Origin of the sequence: Streptomyces sp. NPDC005799 (assembly GCF_040630525.1) — a bacterium.
Lineage (GTDB): Bacteria > Actinomycetota > Actinomycetes > Streptomycetales > Streptomycetaceae > Streptomyces > Streptomyces griseorubiginosus_B.
Map to the genome: position 1 here is coordinate 43725 of NZ_JBEXXQ010000028.1, position 15716 is coordinate 59440.

At 71.7% G+C, this 15716-nt stretch carries 16 protein-coding genes; 3 read left to right on the forward strand and 13 right to left on the reverse strand.

Annotation, left to right across the window (positions count from 1 at the left end; all coding sequences use genetic code 11):
* Positions 1–513 precede the first annotated feature (513 nt).
* On the forward strand, positions 514–1692 hold the full coding sequence (locus tag ABZ453_RS26405) for a PQQ-dependent sugar dehydrogenase (RefSeq protein ID WP_359018324.1): 1179 nt from the start codon (positions 514–516) through the stop codon (positions 1690–1692).
* An 8-nt stretch (positions 1693–1700) separates the two neighbouring features.
* Here ABZ453_RS26405 and ABZ453_RS26410 read toward each other — a convergent pair whose 3' ends face one another.
* From ABZ453_RS26410 to ABZ453_RS26440, 7 genes are all read right to left on the reverse strand, one after another.
* Positions 1701–1904: a DUF6191 domain-containing protein gene (locus ABZ453_RS26410; protein WP_359018326.1), complete on the reverse strand. Its 204-nt coding sequence runs from the start codon at positions 1902–1904 to the stop codon at positions 1701–1703.
* A gap of 36 nt (positions 1905–1940) precedes the next feature.
* Positions 1941–4979 (reverse strand): AAA family ATPase, encoded by a 3039-nt coding sequence (locus tag ABZ453_RS26415; protein ID WP_359018328.1) that lies wholly within the window; start codon positions 4977–4979, stop codon positions 1941–1943.
* 167 nt (positions 4980–5146) lie between these two features.
* Entirely contained in the window at positions 5147–5329 is a 183-nt protein-coding gene (locus tag ABZ453_RS26420; protein ID WP_359018330.1) for a hypothetical protein, read from the reverse strand.
* Positions 5330–5524: 195 nt separating this feature from the next.
* Complete coding sequence (locus ABZ453_RS26425; protein ID WP_359018332.1) at positions 5525–6079, reverse strand: hypothetical protein; 555 nt, start codon at positions 6077–6079, stop codon at positions 5525–5527.
* Positions 6080–6114: 35 nt separating this feature from the next.
* Positions 6115–6687 (reverse strand): GNAT family protein, encoded by a 573-nt coding sequence (locus tag ABZ453_RS26430; protein ID WP_359018334.1) that lies wholly within the window; start codon positions 6685–6687, stop codon positions 6115–6117.
* Positions 6665–9001 (reverse strand): MMPL family transporter, encoded by a 2337-nt coding sequence (locus ABZ453_RS26435; RefSeq protein WP_359018336.1) that lies wholly within the window; start codon positions 8999–9001, stop codon positions 6665–6667. The genes ABZ453_RS26430 and ABZ453_RS26435 overlap by 23 nt, the downstream gene beginning before the upstream one ends.
* Positions 9002–9193: 192 nt before the next feature.
* Positions 9194–9499: a hypothetical protein gene (locus tag ABZ453_RS26440; protein ID WP_359018338.1), complete on the reverse strand. Its 306-nt coding sequence runs from the start codon at positions 9497–9499 to the stop codon at positions 9194–9196.
* Between the two features lie 102 nt (positions 9500–9601).
* Between ABZ453_RS26440 and ABZ453_RS26445 the strand changes: the two genes are divergently transcribed.
* Positions 9602–10399, forward strand: a complete 798-nt coding sequence (locus ABZ453_RS26445) for a methyltransferase domain-containing protein (RefSeq protein WP_359018340.1) — start codon at positions 9602–9604, stop codon at positions 10397–10399.
* A gap of 48 nt (positions 10400–10447) precedes the next feature.
* On the opposite strand, the gene gatB is transcribed toward ABZ453_RS26445, so the two are convergent.
* The 6 genes from gatB to ABZ453_RS26475 all read right to left on the reverse strand — a co-directional run bounded on the left by gatB (position 10448) and on the right by ABZ453_RS26475 (position 15039).
* A complete protein-coding gene (gatB, locus tag ABZ453_RS26450; RefSeq protein ID WP_359018342.1) occupies positions 10448–11962 on the reverse strand; it encodes an Asp-tRNA(Asn)/Glu-tRNA(Gln) amidotransferase subunit GatB in 1515 nt (504 codons plus the stop codon).
* Between the two features lie 15 nt (positions 11963–11977).
* Positions 11978–12229: a hypothetical protein gene (locus ABZ453_RS26455; protein ID WP_358595498.1), complete on the reverse strand. Its 252-nt coding sequence runs from the start codon at positions 12227–12229 to the stop codon at positions 11978–11980.
* On the reverse strand, positions 12226–13731 hold the full coding sequence (gene gatA, locus ABZ453_RS26460) for an Asp-tRNA(Asn)/Glu-tRNA(Gln) amidotransferase subunit GatA (RefSeq protein ID WP_358595984.1): 1506 nt from the start codon (positions 13729–13731) through the stop codon (positions 12226–12228). Before gatA ends, ABZ453_RS26455 begins: the two co-directional genes overlap by 4 nt.
* Positions 13728–14024 carry an Asp-tRNA(Asn)/Glu-tRNA(Gln) amidotransferase subunit GatC gene (gatC, locus tag ABZ453_RS26465; RefSeq protein WP_007384860.1) on the reverse strand — a complete coding sequence of 99 codons (297 nt, stop codon included), beginning with the start codon at positions 14022–14024 and terminating at the stop codon, positions 13728–13730. Before gatC ends, gatA begins: the two co-directional genes overlap by 4 nt.
* A gap of 84 nt (positions 14025–14108) precedes the next feature.
* Complete coding sequence (locus tag ABZ453_RS26470; protein ID WP_356769661.1) at positions 14109–14600, reverse strand: cupin domain-containing protein; 492 nt, start codon at positions 14598–14600, stop codon at positions 14109–14111.
* Between the two features lie 67 nt (positions 14601–14667).
* Positions 14668–15039 carry a DUF4267 domain-containing protein gene (locus ABZ453_RS26475; protein ID WP_359018346.1) on the reverse strand — a complete coding sequence of 124 codons (372 nt, stop codon included), beginning with the start codon at positions 15037–15039 and terminating at the stop codon, positions 14668–14670.
* A 95-nt stretch (positions 15040–15134) separates the two neighbouring features.
* Here ABZ453_RS26475 and ABZ453_RS26480 point away from each other — a divergent pair, with 95 nt between their 5' ends.
* Positions 15135–15716 carry a TetR/AcrR family transcriptional regulator gene (locus ABZ453_RS26480; RefSeq protein WP_359018348.1) on the forward strand — a complete coding sequence of 194 codons (582 nt, stop codon included), beginning with the start codon at positions 15135–15137 and terminating at the stop codon, positions 15714–15716.

Genomic DNA, 15716 nt, shown 5'->3' on the forward strand with positions numbered 1-15716 from the left:
CGGCCAATCGACAGCCCAAGCCAACGACGCGACCGCGACCCCGCTCGCCGACAGTCACCGATGAGCCGCGGGCGATCGACAGTCCGAGACCGGCGGAGGCCACCGCCCCCTTCGTCGCCGGTTGCCGATTGCGCGGCGGGCAATCGAGGGCCCGAGCCCGGCGGAACCCGTCCCACACCTCATCGCTGGTTGCCGAACCAGCGCCAGCGATCCAGGACCCCATCCCGGACGAAGCCGCCGCACCCCTCATCGCCCAATGCCGAACCAGCGCCAGGCGATCCAGGGCCCCATCCCGACGGAAGGCGAGGCGCCCCTCATCGCCGGTTGCCGGTCCAGCGCTCACACGGTCGAGAACCAAGCCCGATGCGAGCCGTCGCACCGCTCGTCCCCGGTCGCCGATTGGGGTCCGGGTGATCGGGAACCTGTGAGGCGCGAGCGGTGTATCACAGGTAGAACCTGCCGACCGGGCGGCGGAAGCTGCCGACGGGACCGCCGTGCGAAGGGACCGAGACCGTGCTACGACGAGCTGTACCGGCCTTACTGGCCACCACCGCGCTCCTGCTGACAGCGGGCTGCTCCTCCGGCGGGGGCGGCGGCTCGGCGGGCGGAGACGGTACGACATCGGGGGGCACGTCGGGAGGCACGTCGGCGAAGGCCTCCCCGTCCCGCCGGGCCGCCGATCAGGCGCCGCCCGCCAAGGGCTCGGTGAAGGTGCTGCGGACGGTCGCCACCGGCCTGAACAGCCCCTGGGGCCTGGCCCCGCTCCCCGGTGACGGCGGCCTGCTCGTCGCCTCCCGGGACCAGGGCACGATCACCAGGGTGGACGAGAAGACGGGCGAGAAGACCGACCTCGGCAAGGTCTCCGGGGTCTCCGCGGCCGGCGAGGGCGGCCTGCTCGGCATCGCCCTCTCCCCGGACTACGCCTCGGACCACATGATCTACGCGTACTTCACCTCGGCCTCGGACAACCGCGTCGTCCGCGTGCTGTACGACCCGAAGAAGCCGGCCGGTGAGCAACTGGGCGCCCCGGACACGATCTTCAAGGGCATCCCCAAGGGCTACATCCACAACGGCGGACGGATCGCCTTCGGCCCGGACGGCATGCTCTACGCCGGCACGGGCGAGAGCGGCAACCGCGGCCTGGCGCAGGACAGGAAGTCCCTGGGCGGCAAGATCCTCCGCCTGACCCCCGAGGGCGACCCGGCCCCCGGCAACCCGTTCCCGGACTCCCCCGTGTACACGTACGGCCACCGGAACGTACAAGGGCTGGCCTGGGACCCCGAACAGCGCCTGTTCGCCGCGGAGTTCGGCCAGGACACCTGGGACGAGCTGAACGCGATCAAGCCCGGCGACAACTACGGCTGGCCGGAAGCCGAGGGCAAGTCCTCCGACGCGAAGTTCCACAACCCGATAGCCCAGTGGCACACCGACGAGGCCTCCCCGAGCGGTATCGCCTACGCCCAGGGCTCCATCTGGATGGCGGGCCTGAGGGGTCAGCGCCTGTGGCGCATACCCCTGGACGGCACGAAGGCATCCGCCGACCCCCAGCCCTTCCTGGAGGGCGAGTACGGCCGCCTGCGCACGGTGGTGGCGGCGGGCGGCGACAAGCTGTGGCTGACGACGAGCAACACGGACGGAAGGGGCGACCCGAAGAGCGGAGACGACCGGATCCTGGAGCTGCAGGTGAAGTGACCCCTGGGTCACTCCTCCCCCGTCACCTCGGGCCCTTCCTCGTCCTGCTCCGGCTTGGGCGGGCGCACCACGACCTTTCCGGACGCCAGGTCTATCGGACCGCGCCCCGGATCGTTGTCACCGACGTCCTCCCGGGTCAGCTCCAGCCGGTTCTGTTCGTCACGGGTGTGCTTGCGGCCCGGCGCGAACAGTTCCTCGAAAGCGTTGAACACGGCGCCTCCCTGTGCCGGTCGTCTCCAGCCTACGTCTCACCCCGCCGTCCGGGCGGTGAGCGGATCGGCCGGCGACAGCCCCACCCGATGCGCCACCGCCGCGGCCTCTCCTCTTCCGGAGACGCCGAGCTTGGCCAGGATGTTCGAGACATGGACGCTGGCCGTCTTCGGGGAGATGAAGAGCTGCTCGGCGATCTGGCGGTTGGTGCGTCCGGCGGCGACCAGGCGCAGGACGTCGCGTTCGCGGCTGGTGAGCCCGAGGGCCTCGACCGGGTCGGCGGACCGCTGGTCCGGGACGCGGTGCAGGGCGAGCCGGGCGCGCTGGGCGAGCAGCGCGACGGCCTCGGCGAGCGGGCGGGCGCCGAGGTGGCCGGCGACGGCGTGGGCGAGGCGGAGCAGTTCCGCGGCGCGGTCGCGCTCGTCCTCGCCGCCGTCCCGCAGCAAGGCCCCGGCGAGGCGGTGGCGGACACGGGCGAGGTCGTAGGGCCGGTCCAGGCACTCGAAGGCGGTGACCACGTCCGACCAGGTGTCGGCGGTGTCCTCGTCCTCGGCGCGGGAGAGCTCGGCCCGCACCCACTTCTCGTGGGCGAGCCAGATGGGGGCGTCGGTGGTGGTCTTCTTGGCCGCGTCGCGGATCCGGTCAAGGACGGCGGCCCGGTCCTGGGAGGCGGCGGGCAGCGTGCGGGCGTCGGCCTCGGCGGTCGCGGCGGCGAGCAGCAGGGGCCAGCCGTCGCGCTGGGTGCCCGGCGGCATCCCGGCGTCCAGGGCGCGGGCGAGTTCGGCGCGGGCGTCCGGCAGGCGGCCCTCGCCCGCGGCGACGCCGATGGCGATGCGGGAGAGGAGCAGTGTGTGCTGGGGCATGGGGTCGTGGGTGCCCAGGAAGTCCCGCGCGGCGGCCAGTTGGCGGGCCGCCTCGGTGAGGTCGCCGCGGCCGAGGGCGAGGTGTGCCAGGCACATGGCGCCGCTGCCCTGGGGCTTCGCGCTGTGCCCCACCCGCAGGGCGCCCGCCGCGGCCTCGGCGGCCTCGTCCCACAGGCCCAGGGAGTACGTCGACTCGGAGAGGTTGGCCCATACCCAGGCCTCCGATTCGAGCAGGCCGAACCTCCTGGTGAAGGCGAGGCCCTCCTTCAGGAGGGGCACGGCCTCCCGGGTGCGGCCGACCGCGTCGAGCGCGGAGGGCAGATTGACGTAGGCCCGGCCGGCGACGACGGCGACGCCCTCCTCCAGGGCCCGGTCCTTGACCTCGTACATCTCGGCGAGGCCGGAGTCGACCGAGCCGGCGTCGACCATGAGTCCGCCGAGGGTGAGGCGGGCGTTGAGTTCGATCTCACGGGCGCCGACCATGCGCGCGTACTCCACGGCGCGTTCGGCGGCCGAGAGGGCGTCGGGGCCGGGTTCATGCAGCATCGCCCAGCCGGCGGCGTGGGCGAGGACCTCGGCGTGCACCTCGGAGGGCGGCAGACCGCGCACCAGGTCCTGGGCGGTGGCCAGCTCACGCCAGCCGTCGCCGCGGGCCAGGGCCTGCACGAGACGGGAGCGCTGGACCCAGAACCAGGCGGACCGCAGCGGATCGTCCTCGTCCTCCAGCAGATGCAGCGCGCGCTTGGTGATCTTCAGGGCGCGTTCCCGCTCCCCGCACAGCCGGCCGGCGCCGGCGGCCTCGGCCATGAGGTCGAGGAAGTGCAGCGGGGTGGTGGCCGGATCGCAGCCGCAGGGGGCGTAGACCTCGCAGTAGTCGCCGAGGCGCAGGGTGACCCGTACGTCCTCGGGGGCGGTGTCCCACAGCTCCATCGCCCGTTCCAGGAGCCGCAGTTGCTCGCTGTAGGCGTGCCGGCAGCGAGCCGCGACGGCGGCGTCGAGGACGGCGGGCAGGGCCTTCGCGGCGTCGTGGGCGTGGTACCAGTAGCTGGCCAGACGCATGACACGCTCGTCGGCCGGGACCAGGGTGGGGTCGGCCTCCAGGGCCTCGGCGTAGCGGCGGTTGAGGCGGGAGCGCTCGCCGGGCAGCAGGTCGTCGCTGACGGCCTCGCGGACCAGGGAGTGGCGGAAGCGGTAGCCGTCTCCGGCGGGCGTGGCGAGCAGGATGTTGGCGCCCACGGCGGCCCGCAGCGCCTCGATGAGGTCGTCCTCGGTGAGCCGGGCGACGGCGGCCAGGAGGCGGTACTCGACGGTGGAGCCGCCCTCGGCGACGATCCGGGCGACGCGCTGGGCGCTCTCGGGCAGGCCCTCGACGCGCACCAGGAGCAGGTCGCGCAGGGAGTCGGTGAGGCCGGTGCAGCAGCCCTCGTGAGCGGCGACGGCGAGTTCCTCGACGAAGAAGGCGTTGCCGTCGGAGCGTTCGAAGATGGCGTCGACCTGGTCGGGGTCCGGTTCGGCGGCGAGGATGCCGGCGATCTGGCGGCCGACCTCCTGCCGGTTGAAGCGGGCGAGTTCCACACGGCGGACGGTGCGCAGGCGGTCGAGTTCGGCGAGCAGGGGGCGCAGCGGGTGGCGGCGGTGGATGTCGTCGGCGCGGTAGGTGGCGAGGACGACGAGCCGGCCGGTGCGCAGGGTGCGGAAGAGGTAGGCCAGCAGGTGGCGGGTGGAGGCGTCGGCCCAGTGCAGGTCCTCCAGGGCGACGACGACGGTGCGCTCGGCCGCGACGCGCTCCAGCAGGCGGGCGGTGAGTTCGAAGAGGCGGGCCATGCCCTCCTCGTCGTGCCGGCCGCCGGAGGCCTCGCCGAGTTCGGGCAGCAGGCGGGCCAGTTCCTCCTCCTGTCCGGCGGCCGCGGCGGCGAGTTCCCCGGGCAGTTCGCGGCGCAGGGCGCGCAGGGCGGTGGAGAAGGGGGCGAAGGGCAGGCCGTCGGCGCCGATCTCCACACAGCCGCCGAGGGCGACGACCGCGCCCTCGCGGCAGGCCGCGGTGGCGAACTCCTCGACCAGCCGTGTCTTGCCGACGCCGGCCTCCCCGCCGATCAGCAGCGCCTGCGGTTCGCCCGCGGCGGCACGGGCGAGGGCGTCGTTCAGCGTCCCGAGCTCTTCGGCTCGGCCGACGAACACCCGACTTACGGACCTGGTCTCCACGAGGGCGAGCATCGCATGGGGGTACGACGGGACGGCACCGGTTTTCCCCGGAGCGGCGGGGAGCGGACGCACCGCGGCCCCCACCGCGGGCAGGTGCGGTGAGGGCGTTCGCGGGGTGCTGCGGTCGTTTCCTCGAGGGCGGCCCTCCCCCGCGGGGCCGTCCTCCAGGCGTACCGGGCTCACGCCGCGCGGGCCGACCGGAGCCTGCGGAGGCGGGGGGTATGGGACTCGTCCTCCGCGGCGTGGCGTGCCTCGCGGCGGGCGGCGCGGCGGTTCTTGGCTGCCTCGCGGGCCAGGCGCTCCTGGTCGGCCTGACGGATCAGTTCGGCGGAACGGAGCTGCGAGATCTCGTACTCGTACATGGTGCGTCCCTTGGGAGAGGCGGATTCGGCTTCGCTTGCTGCGATGCCTCAACCTTCGTCTCCAAGGGGGGTCGGCCACATCGGGAGAGTTCCGCATCTTCGGCGGCCTCGGGGGCCTTAGACGCGCGGAAGGGGCCTCAGACGCTCCGTAAGGTGCTTACAGATGGTCTGAGACCCCTTGGGACCTGCGTCGATTCAGCCGGCGGAGGGCAGGCCGAGCAGGACGTCGGTGTACTTGAGCACGGCCAGCAGGAGGCCGATGACGCCGAGGGCGACACCGCCCCAGGCGACCGACTTGATCCATGCGGCCTGCGGCTTGCCGGGGACGCCGAAGGCGGGACGGGCGAGGACGACGACGCCGACGACCAGGGCGAGCAGCGCGAAGACGCCGCCCCACAGGGCGCTGGTCTGCCACGCGTCGCCGTAGACCGCCTTGACCTGCTTGGCGACGCTCGCCGTGGACGAGGTCTGCAGCTGGCCCACGAGCGTCTGGCGGGCGGCGGCGACCGTGCCGATCCAGCTCCCGGTCAGCGAGACGAGGCCGAGCGCGGCGGAGACGACCGCCCCCGCGCCCTGGCCCACGCCGGTGGGGCCCGCCTCCTCGTCGGTGCCCGCTTCGGCCACCTCGTCGGTCCCGGGCTGCTCCTCCTCGGTCGTGGCCTCGGTCTGGGGGGCGTCCACCGCCTCCTCGTCGCGCTTCACTTCGGCGGCCTCGGTCGTGCCGGCCTCGTCAACTGTCTTGGTTCCCATGTCTGGCACCGTACGGACGCTCTCTGAGAGGGGTCTTAATGATCGTTGTGTTCGGCACGCGCGCGTGCTTCACGCCACTCGGGGGCGAGGATCGACCACACCTCGAGGTCGTGCCGCACCCCACCATAGGGGTGTGCCTGGCGCCGTACGCCATCGCGGGTCATGCCCAGGCGCCGGGCGACGTTGATGCTGGGCACGTTGCCGGAGGCGGCGACCCATTCGACGCGGTGGACACCGCGCTCCTCCACCGCCCAGTCGATCAGTGTCCGCATCGCCCGGGTGACCAGGCCCCGCCCGGTCGCGGCGGGCTCCAGCCAGCACCCGACCTCGGCGTTGCCGGTCGCGGCGTCGAAGTTCAGGGTGAGCACCCCGCCGACGAGTTTCCCGTCCAGCCAGATCCCGTGGTAGGAGGCGGTGTCGGCGGCGCGCAGGTCGGCGTAGCGCTGGAGCGTCTCGCGGGCGGATGCCACGTCGACGACCTGGGCGCCGAACGGGATGAACCGTCCGATGAACTCCCGGCCGCGCTCCAGGTGCGCCAGGAACTCCTCGGCGTGCCAGGGTTCCAGCGGCCGCAGTTCGGCGCCGTCACCCAGTGGTATCGCGTACATCGCGCTGGTCCCCCTCCGCCAGGACGTCCGCCACCTCGGCGTCCGTCGCGGCGGCCAGCCTTTCATGGAGGTCTGCCTCACGAAGCCCGCGCCGGTCGTCCCAGCCGCCCTGCTTTTCTGCCGGGGGTCCGGGGGTCGTCCCCCGTGAGAACGCAGCATGGGCGGCGCGGCACTCGGGCGGTTCGATGCTGATGCGGGGCAGGCGCTGGTCGAGCCAGCGGGGCAGCCACCAGTTGGCGCCGCCGAGCAGGTGCATGAGGGCCGGGACGAGCAGCGTGCGCAGGACGAAGGCGTCGAGGGCGACGGCGGAGGCGAGGGCGATGCCGAACATCGCGATCACGCGGTCGCCGCTGAGGACGAAGGCAAGGAAGACCGAGATCATGATGACGGCCGCGGAGTTGATCACCCGGCTGGTCTCGGCGAGCCCGACGCGGACGGCCCGTCGGTTGTCCCCGGTCTCCAGCCACTCCTCGTACATCCGGCTGACCAGGAAGACCTGGTAGTCCATGGAGAGCCCGAAGAGGACCGACACCATGATCACGGGGAGGAAGGGCTCGATGGGGCCCGCGCGCCCGAGGCCCAGCAGTTCGCTCCCCCAGCCCCACTGGAAGATCGCCACGACGACGCCGAAGGCGGCGGCGACCGCGGCGACGTTCATCGCGGCGGCCTTCAGCGGGATGCCGATGGACCGGAAGGCCATCAGCAGCAGCAGACAGCCGAGGCCGATGACGACGCCGACGAACAGCGGCAGCTTGCCGACGATGACGGCCGCGAAATCGTCGTAGGACGCGGTCACACCGCCCACCTGGACGTCGAGGGTGGTGCCGGTCTCTGCGCGCGGCAGCACCTGGGTGCGCAGCCGGTCGACGAGGTCGCTGGTCTTCTGCGACTGCGGTGCGGAGTCCGGGACGATCGTGAAGTACGCGGTGTCGCCGCCGCCGTTGTAGGTGACCGGGGTCACCGAGGCGACGCCCTCGGTGGTGCGGATGGTGGCGTCGAGGTTGTCGAGGGTGAGCTTGTCCTCGGCACCGTCGACGTGGGTCACCAGGGTGAGGGGACCGTTGACGCCGGGCCCGAAGCCGTCGGCGAGAAGGTCGTAGGCCTGCCGGGTGGTGGACGCCTTCGGGTCGTTGCCCTGGTCGGAGGTGCCCAGGTGGAGGGAGAGCGTGGGCAGCGCCAGGAGCGTCATCACGGCCAGCGCGACGACGCCGAGCACCTTGGGGTGGCGCTCCACGAACGCCGACCAGCGGTGCGCGAACCCGGTGGGCAGCTCCGGCTGGGGGCCGTGTTCCTCCAGTCGTCGCCGCTCGCGCCGGCTCAGGGCGCGCATGCCGATGAGGGACAGCAGGGCGGGCAGCAGCGTGACGGAGGCGGCGACCGTCAGGACGACGGTCAGGGAGGCGGCGATCGCGACGCCGTTGAGGAAGCCGAGCCGCAGGATCAGCATGCCCAGCAGCGCGATGCAAACGGTGGCACCCGCGAAGACCACGGCCCGTCCGGTGGTCGCCACGGCGTTGGTGACGGCCTCGGTGACCGAGAGCCCGCGTTTGAGTCCGCGCCGGTGTCTGGTGACGATGAACAGCGCGTAGTCGATGCCGACGCCCAGCCCGATCAGCATGCCGAGCATGGGCGCGAAGTCGGCGACGGTCATGGCGTGCCCGAGCAGCCCGATCCCTGAGTACGCGGTGCCGACGCCGACCAGCGCGGTCGCGATGGGCAGCACGGACGCGGCGGGCGAGCCGAAGGCGAGGAACAGCACGACCGCGGCGACGGCCACGCCGACGATCTCGGCGGTGTGCCCGCCGGTCGACTCGGTGAGCGCGACGGCGCTGCCGCCGAGCTCGACCCGCAGCCCGTCGCCGTCCGCGGCCTTCGCGGTGTGCACGACCGCCTCGGCCTCGGACTTCTTGATGTCCTCGGCGCCGTGGTCGAAGGTGACCGTGGCGTACGCGGTGTGCCCGTCGGCGCTGATCCGGCCCGCGCCCTGGCCGTCGTACGGACTGCTCACGGAGGCCACTCCGGACAGGTCCGCGATCTTGTCCAGGGTCCCTGTCATGGTCTGCTCGACGTCGGCCGCCCGCACGCTGCCCGACGTCACGTGCCAGACGACGGTGTCGCTGTCCCCGCCGAGTCCCGGGAAGCCCCGCTGCAGCAGCTTGGTGGCGGCGCCCGACTCGGTACCGGGGGCCTCGTAGTCGTTCGAGTACGCGGAGCCGGTGACCGCGGCGGCGGCGGTGACCCCGCCGAAGGCGAGGAGCCACACCACGACCGCGACCAGACGGTGCCGGACACACCAACGTGCAAGGGCTGCCACGAACGAGCTCCCAGGGACGATATGTGGATCTTTGACCGGGAACAAGTCGTTCACAACATGAACAGCCCGCAAAGAACGCATGAGCAATGCGAGGACCACTCTTGCAGGCAGAAGTGATCGTTTATGCCATTCGTGGGGTTATTCACAAGAGTGGGAGGCAGATCACAGGACAGTAACGAACACTCTGTCACCTCAGTCGAACTGGTCCCCCAGCGCCATGACCATCGCCCCGGCGACCAGCAGCCACAGCGCCCGCCGGGTGCGTCCCCGGGAGCCCAGCACCCCCGCCAGCGCGCACACCGCGGCACCGAGACCGTAAGCGGCCGGCACCAGCGCCGGCGCGGCGTTCAGGGCCCGCACCACCGCGGCGGCCACTCCGACGAGCGCCAGCAGCACACCGGTGGTCGCCGCCGTCCAGCGGGCCCGGTGCGCGTCCTCGGCGGAATCCGGCTGCGGGACGGCGCGGACAGCTGCTAGCTTCCGCTGGTCAGCCGTCACCGGCTCCTCGCCGACGACCGAAGCGGGTGCGTTGTTTGAAGGTCCGACCGAGCTCCTACGCATCGCCTTTCACTACGAGGATCATGAGGAGCCCGTTCACCGATGTCCGACAACAGGACCACGGACGACCATCTCACTGACCGTGTGACCCACCCGCTCTATCCCCTCAGCAGCCAGTACGACGCACGCTGGACCGTCGACAACCAGATGGGCCCCAACGCCCTGTGGCTGCTGGAATGGCTGGCCCCCGCCCTCGGCCTGGACGCCCTGCGCCCCTGCGCGCGCGTCCTCGACCTGGGCTGCGGCCGGGCCATGACGTCGATCTTCCTGGCCCGGGAGTTCCACGCCCAGGTCACCGCGGCCGACCTCTGGGTCGCGCCCGACGACAACGCCCGGCGCATCGCCGAGGCCGGGTTCGCCGACCGGGTGCTGCCCGTGCACGCCGAGGCGCACGACCTGCCCTTCGCGGAGGGCGGTTTCGACGCGATCGTGTCGATCGACGCATACCAGTACTTCGGCACCGACGATCTCTATCTGCCGACGCTGACCAGGCTGTTGAAGCCCGGCGGGCGGATCGGGATCGTCGTACCGGCCCTGCGCGAGGAACCGGAGGGAGCCGAGCCGCCCGAGCATGTGCGGGCCTGGTGGGACCCCGGCTTCTGGTGCTGGCACTCCGCGGACTGGTGGCGCCGCCACTGGACGCGCAGCGGGGCCGTCGAGGTCGAGGCGGCCGACTGGCTTCAGGACGGCTGGCGCGACTGGCTCACGTGGTGCGAGGTGGTCGCCGAGGAGAGCCCGGAGGAGTTCCACCGCACGATGGGCCGCCGGGTCGCCGAGATGCTACGGGCCGACGAGGGCCGCACCTTTGGCTTCGTACGGGTCGTGGGACGCCGCACATAGGCGTACGGCCCCGGAGGTTCACCCCTCCGGGGCCGTACCGCACGAACCTCAGCCCTCGCTGACGCCCAGCTTCTCGAGGATCAGCTCCTTGACGCGGGCCGCGTCCGCCTGGCCGCGGGTCGCCTTCATGACGGCGCCGACCAGGGCGCCGGCCGCGGCCACCTTGCCGCCGCGGATCTTGTCGGCGACGCCCGGGTTGCCGGCGATGGCCTCGTCGACGGCGGCGGCCAGGGCGCCCTCGTCGGAGACGACCTTCAGACCGCGCTTGTCGACGACCTCGTCCGGGGTGCCCTCGCCCGCGAGGACGCCCTCGATGACCTGGCGGGCCAGCTTGTCGTTCAGGTCACCCTTCGCGACCAGCTCGGTGACCCGGGCCACCTGCGCCGGTGTGATGGCGAGTTCGTCGAGGGAGACACCCGACTCGTTGGCGCTGCGCGCCAGTTCGCCCATCCACCACTTGCGCGCGGAGGCCGCGTCGGCGCCGGCCTCGATCGTGGCGACGATCGGGTCCAGCGCACCGGCGTTCAGGATGGCCTGCATGTCGGTGGCGGAGATGCCCCACTCGGCGAGCAGCCGGTTGCGGCGGGCCAGCGGCAGCTCCGGCAGCCCCGCCCGGATCACCTCGACCCACTCACGGGACGGGGCGACCGGCACCAGGTCCGGCTCCGGGAAGTACCGGTAGTCCTCGGCCTCCTCCTTCACGCGGCCCGAGGTCGTGGACCCCGTGTCCTCGTGGAAGTGCCGGGTCTCCTGCACGATCGTGCCGCCGGAGGACAGTACGGCCGCGTGCCGCTGGATCTCGAAGCGGGCCGCACGCTCCACGGACCGCAGCGAGTTGACGTTCTTCGTCTCGGAGCGCGTGCCGAACTTCTCGCTGCCCTTGGGCATCAGCGAGAGGTTCACGTCGCAGCGCATCTGGCCCATCTCCATGCGGGCCTCCGACACACCGAGCGCCCTGATGAGCTCGCGCAGTTCACGGACGTACGCCCGGGCGACCTCGGGAGCGCGCTCGCCGGCGCCGACGATCGGCTTGGTGACGATCTCGATCAGCGGGATGCCGGCCCGGTTGTAGTCCAGCAGCGAGTGCGAGGCGCCGTGGATACGGCCCGTCGCGCCGCCCACGTGGGTGGACTTGCCGGTGTCCTCCTCCATGTGGGCGCGCTCGATCTCCACGCGGAAGGTCTCGCCGTCCTCCAGCTGGACGTCGAGGTAGCCGTTGAAGGCGATCGGCTCGTCGTACTGGGAGGTCTGGAAGTTCTTCGGCATGTCCGGATAGAAGTAGTTCTTCCGGGCGAAGCGGCACCACTCGGCGATCTCGCAGTTCAGCGCGAGACCGATCTTGATCGCGGACTCGACGCCGGTCGCGTTGACGACCGGCAGGGAGCCGGGCAGGCCGAGGCAGGTCGGGCAGGTCTGCGAGTTGGGCTCGGCGCCCAGCTCGGTCGAACAGCCGCAGAACATCTTGGTCTTGGTGCCGAGTTCGACATGGACCTCGAGGCCCATGACGGGGTCGTACGACGCCAGCGCGTCCTCGTACGACACCAGGTCGGTCGTGATGGTCACGGTGAAACTTCCCTCTCAGCCCAGCAGGACGTCGTCGTCGCCCAGCCGCTTCAGCTCGCGGTACAGGACGGCGAGGCCGGTGACGATGCCGACGGCGGCCACGGTCGCGTCGATCAGCCGCAGCGTGTCCTGCTCGGACCGCGCCTTCCTGATCCGCTTGGCGACACCGAGCGCGCCGAAGGCGGTGGTGGCGATGGACACGTACATACCGGACTTGGACTTCTTGAAGTCCTGCGCCTTGGTCAGCGTCTTGCCTGTCTTGGTCACAGCGACGGAGCCTCCTCGAGCAGCGGGTGCCCCCACTTTTCCACGAAGGCTGCCTCGACGGCGGCGCCGACCTTGTAAAGACGGTCGTCCTTCAGCGCCGGGGCGATGATCTGCAGACCGACCGGGAGGTTGTCCTCCGGGGCGAGCCCGCAGGGCAGCGACATGGCCGCGTTGCCCGCCAGGTTGGTCGGGATGGTGCACAGGTCGGCCAGGTACATCGCCATCGGGTCGTCGGCGCGCTCGCCGATCGCGAAGGCGGTGGTCGGCGTGGTCGGCGAGACGATCACGTCGACCTGCTCGAAGGCCTTCTCGAAGTCGCGCGTGATGAGCGTGCGGACCTTCTGGGCGGAGCCGTAGTAGGCGTCGTAGTAGCCGCTCGACAGGGCGTAGGTGCCCAGCATGATGCGGCGCTTGACCTCGGGGCCGAAGCCCGCCTCACGGGTGATCGACGTGACCTCCTCGGCCGAGTGGCTGCCGTCGTCGCCGGCCCGCAGGCCGTAGCGCAGGCCGTCGAAGCGGGCGAGGTTGGAGGAGCACTCGGAGGGGGCGATCAGGTAGTACGCCGACAGCGCGAGGTCGAAGGACGGGCAGTCCAGCTCGACGATCTCGGCGCCCAGCTCCTTCAGCAGCGCGACCGACTCGTCGAACCGCTGGATGACGCCGGCCTGGTAGCCCTCGCCGCGGAACTGCTTGACGACACCGACGCGCATGCCCTCGACGCTGCCGTTGCGGGCGGCCTCGACGACCGGCGGGACCGGGGCGTCGATGGAGGTGGAGTCCAGCGGGTCGTGCCCGGCGATGACCTCGTGCAGCAGGGCCGCGTCCAGGACCGTACGGGCGCAGGGGCCGCCCTGGTCGAGGGAGCTGGAGAACGCCACCATGCCGTAGCGGGACACCGCGCCGTAGGTCGGCTTCACACCGACCGTGCCGGTGACGGCGGCCGGCTGGCGGATGGAGCCGCCGGTGTCGGTGCCGATGGCCAGCGGCGCCTGGAAGGAGGCGAGGGCCGCGGAGGAGCCGCCGCCGGAGCCGCCGGGGATCCTGGTGAGGTCCCAGGGGTTGCCGGTCGGCCCGTACGCGCTGTTCTCCGTGGAGGACCCCATGGCGAACTCGTCCATGTTGGTCTTGCCGAGGATGACGACGTCGGCCGCCTTGAGACGCTTGGTGAGAGTGGCGTCGTACGGCGGGATCCAGCCCTCGAGGATCTTCGAGCCGACGGTCGTCGGGATGCCCTCGGTGGTGAAGATGTCCTTCAGCGCCAGCGGGACGCCGGCCAGCGGGCCGAGCTTCTCGCCCCGCTCGCGCTTGTCGTCCACGGCCCGGGCCTGGGCGAGGGCGCCCTCGCGGTCGACGTGCAGGAAGGCGTGCACCTTCTCGTCGACGGCCTCGATCCGGGCGAGGTGGGCCTCGGTGACCTCGACGGCCGTGAGCTCGCCGGAGGCGATCTTCGCGGCGGTCTCGGCAGCGGTCAGCTTGATGATGTGGTCCGTCATGTCGGTCAGTCCTCCCCCAGGATCTGCGGCACCTTGAAACGCTGCTGCTCCTGGGCCGGGGCGCCGGAGAGCGCCTGCTCGGGGGTGAGCGACGGACGGACCTCGTCCGCCCGCATGACGTTCGTCAGCGGGAGCGGGTGCGAGGTCGGCGGTACGTCTTGGTCGGCGACCTCGCTGACGCGGGCGACCGCGCCGATGATGTCGTCCAGCTGTCCCGCGAAGTGTTCGAGCTCTTCGGGCTTCAGCTCCAGACGCGCCAGCCGGGCGAGGTGGGCGACCTCCTCGCGCGTGATGCCAGGCATGCAGCGTTCCTCTGGGGTGAGTGTGTGTGGTTTGGGCCCAATCCTAGGGGGCCGGGGGCTCTCGCCGTTAAACGGTTTCCCGGGTCAGTGGCGGGCGTCCCAGGCCGGGCTGTGCAGGAAGTGGTTGTCGTACAGGTCCTGGACCTCCAGCAGGCTCTCCGGGGTGAGCTCGCCCAGGCGGATGCGCTGCAGGTGGCGGAAGTACTCGAACCGCTCGACGCCCGGAGTGATGACGATGAGCAGGTCCGCAGGGGCGCCCGGGGCGGCGGCGAAGGCGTGCGGGCGGTCCGGCGGGACGATGATCAGGTCGCCCCGCTCGGCGGTGACGACGTCGTCGCCGGAGAGGACCTCGGCGGTGCCGTCGAGCAGGTAGAACATCTCGGCGGAGTTGTGGTGCGTGTGCGGGCGGGCGCCGTCGGCGCCCTCGGCGAGGGTGACGCGCACGGTGGACAGCGCGCCGCCGCTGGCACTGCTGTCGGCCAGCAGCCGTACGGCGACGGGGTCGCCCCCGACCACCTCGGCCTCGGCGTCACGGACCAGGACGGTCTCGTCGAACTTCGGCACGAACAGCGACATCTCTCGGTTCCCCCTGTTTTGTCTGCGGATCGTATGCGGAACGTCTGCGGAACGTCTGCGGATGCCGTCAGACCGCGAAGAGCAGTCCGGCACTGATCAGGACAATGATCGCCGTGGCGAAGTGGACCCCGTACGCCACGGCCTTGGCGCCGCCGTTGCGCAGGACTATCAGGCAGTCGCCGAACGGGATGATCGCCACGCTCAGCATGAGCCAGGCCTCGGCGTGCGCGCCGGCGCCGGCCAGCACGGCGAGGCCGACCACCCCGAGGGTGCCGTCCCGCAGCCCCTTGATCGACAGGTAGGCGCCGGCGTCGCCCGCGGGGTCGGCCGGGACGCCGTAGCCGGCGGCGGCCGGGCCCGGCTGGAACAGGAACCGGTAGCCGAGGAACAGGCAGAACACGTTCAGCAGGACGGCCAGGGTGTAGGCGGTGACGGTCATGACTCTCTCCTTCGTCGTTTTGCTAGCAGCGCTAGCGACAAGAGCGAAGCTAGCAGAGCATCGACAGATTGGCTAGCGCTGCTAGAATTCCTGGCATGTCGATTCAGACGCGCCGGGAGCGCGAACGAGCGGAACGCGAGCGGCTGATCGTCACGGCCGCCCGGGAACTGGCCGAGACGGAGGGCTGGGACGCGGTGACGACGCGTCGGCTGGCCGCCGAGATCGAGTACAGCCAGCCGGTCCTCTACAGCCACTTCAAGGGCAAGGACGCGATCATGGCGGCGGTCGCGGTGCAGGGCTGCGCGGACCTGGCGGTGGAGTTGCGCGCGGCGCGTACGGGGGCGAAGGACCCGCGCGAGGCGCTGGCGGCGGTGGCCGAGGCGTACACGTCGTTCGGGAGGCGGCGCCCGGCTCTCTACGACGCGATGTTCACCCTCGCCGTGGACCTGCCGTTCGCCACGCCCGAGGCTCCGGAGCCGCTGTGGGAGGCGTTCCGGGAACTGGCCGCGGTGGTCGAGCCGATCGCGGCCGAGGGCGAGGACACGGGCCTGCTGGCGGAGACGTACTGGGCCGGACTGCACGGGCTGGTCACGCTGATGCGCAGCGGACGGCTGCCGGAGCCGGCCCATGAGGCGCGACTGGCCCTGCTGATCGGGCACTTCACGGCAGCGCTCTGA

Excerpts from the sequence above, each read along its gene's own strand:
- ABZ453_RS26415 (WP_359018328.1), bottom strand. The coding sequence starts at position 4,979 with ATGCTCGCCCTCGTGGAGACCAGGTCCGTAAGTCGGGTGTTCGTCGGC.
- ABZ453_RS26420 (WP_359018330.1), bottom strand. The coding sequence starts at position 5,329 with ATGTACGAGTACGAGATCTCGCAGCTCCGTTCCGCCGAACTGATCCGT.
- ABZ453_RS26425 (WP_359018332.1), bottom strand. The coding sequence starts at position 6,079 with ATGGGAACCAAGACAGTTGACGAGGCCGGCACGACCGAGGCCGCCGAA.
- ABZ453_RS26430 (WP_359018334.1), bottom strand. The coding sequence starts at position 6,687 with ATGTACGCGATACCACTGGGTGACGGCGCCGAACTGCGGCCGCTGGAA.
- ABZ453_RS26445 (WP_359018340.1), top strand. The coding sequence starts at position 9,602 with ATGTCCGACAACAGGACCACGGACGACCATCTCACTGACCGTGTGACC.
- gatC (WP_007384860.1), bottom strand. The coding sequence starts at position 14,024 with ATGCCTGGCATCACGCGCGAGGAGGTCGCCCACCTCGCCCGGCTGGCG.
- ABZ453_RS26470 (WP_356769661.1), bottom strand. The coding sequence starts at position 14,600 with ATGTCGCTGTTCGTGCCGAAGTTCGACGAGACCGTCCTGGTCCGTGAC.
- ABZ453_RS26475 (WP_359018346.1), bottom strand. The coding sequence starts at position 15,039 with ATGACCGTCACCGCCTACACCCTGGCCGTCCTGCTGAACGTGTTCTGC.
- ABZ453_RS26480 (WP_359018348.1), top strand. The coding sequence starts at position 15,135 with ATGTCGATTCAGACGCGCCGGGAGCGCGAACGAGCGGAACGCGAGCGG.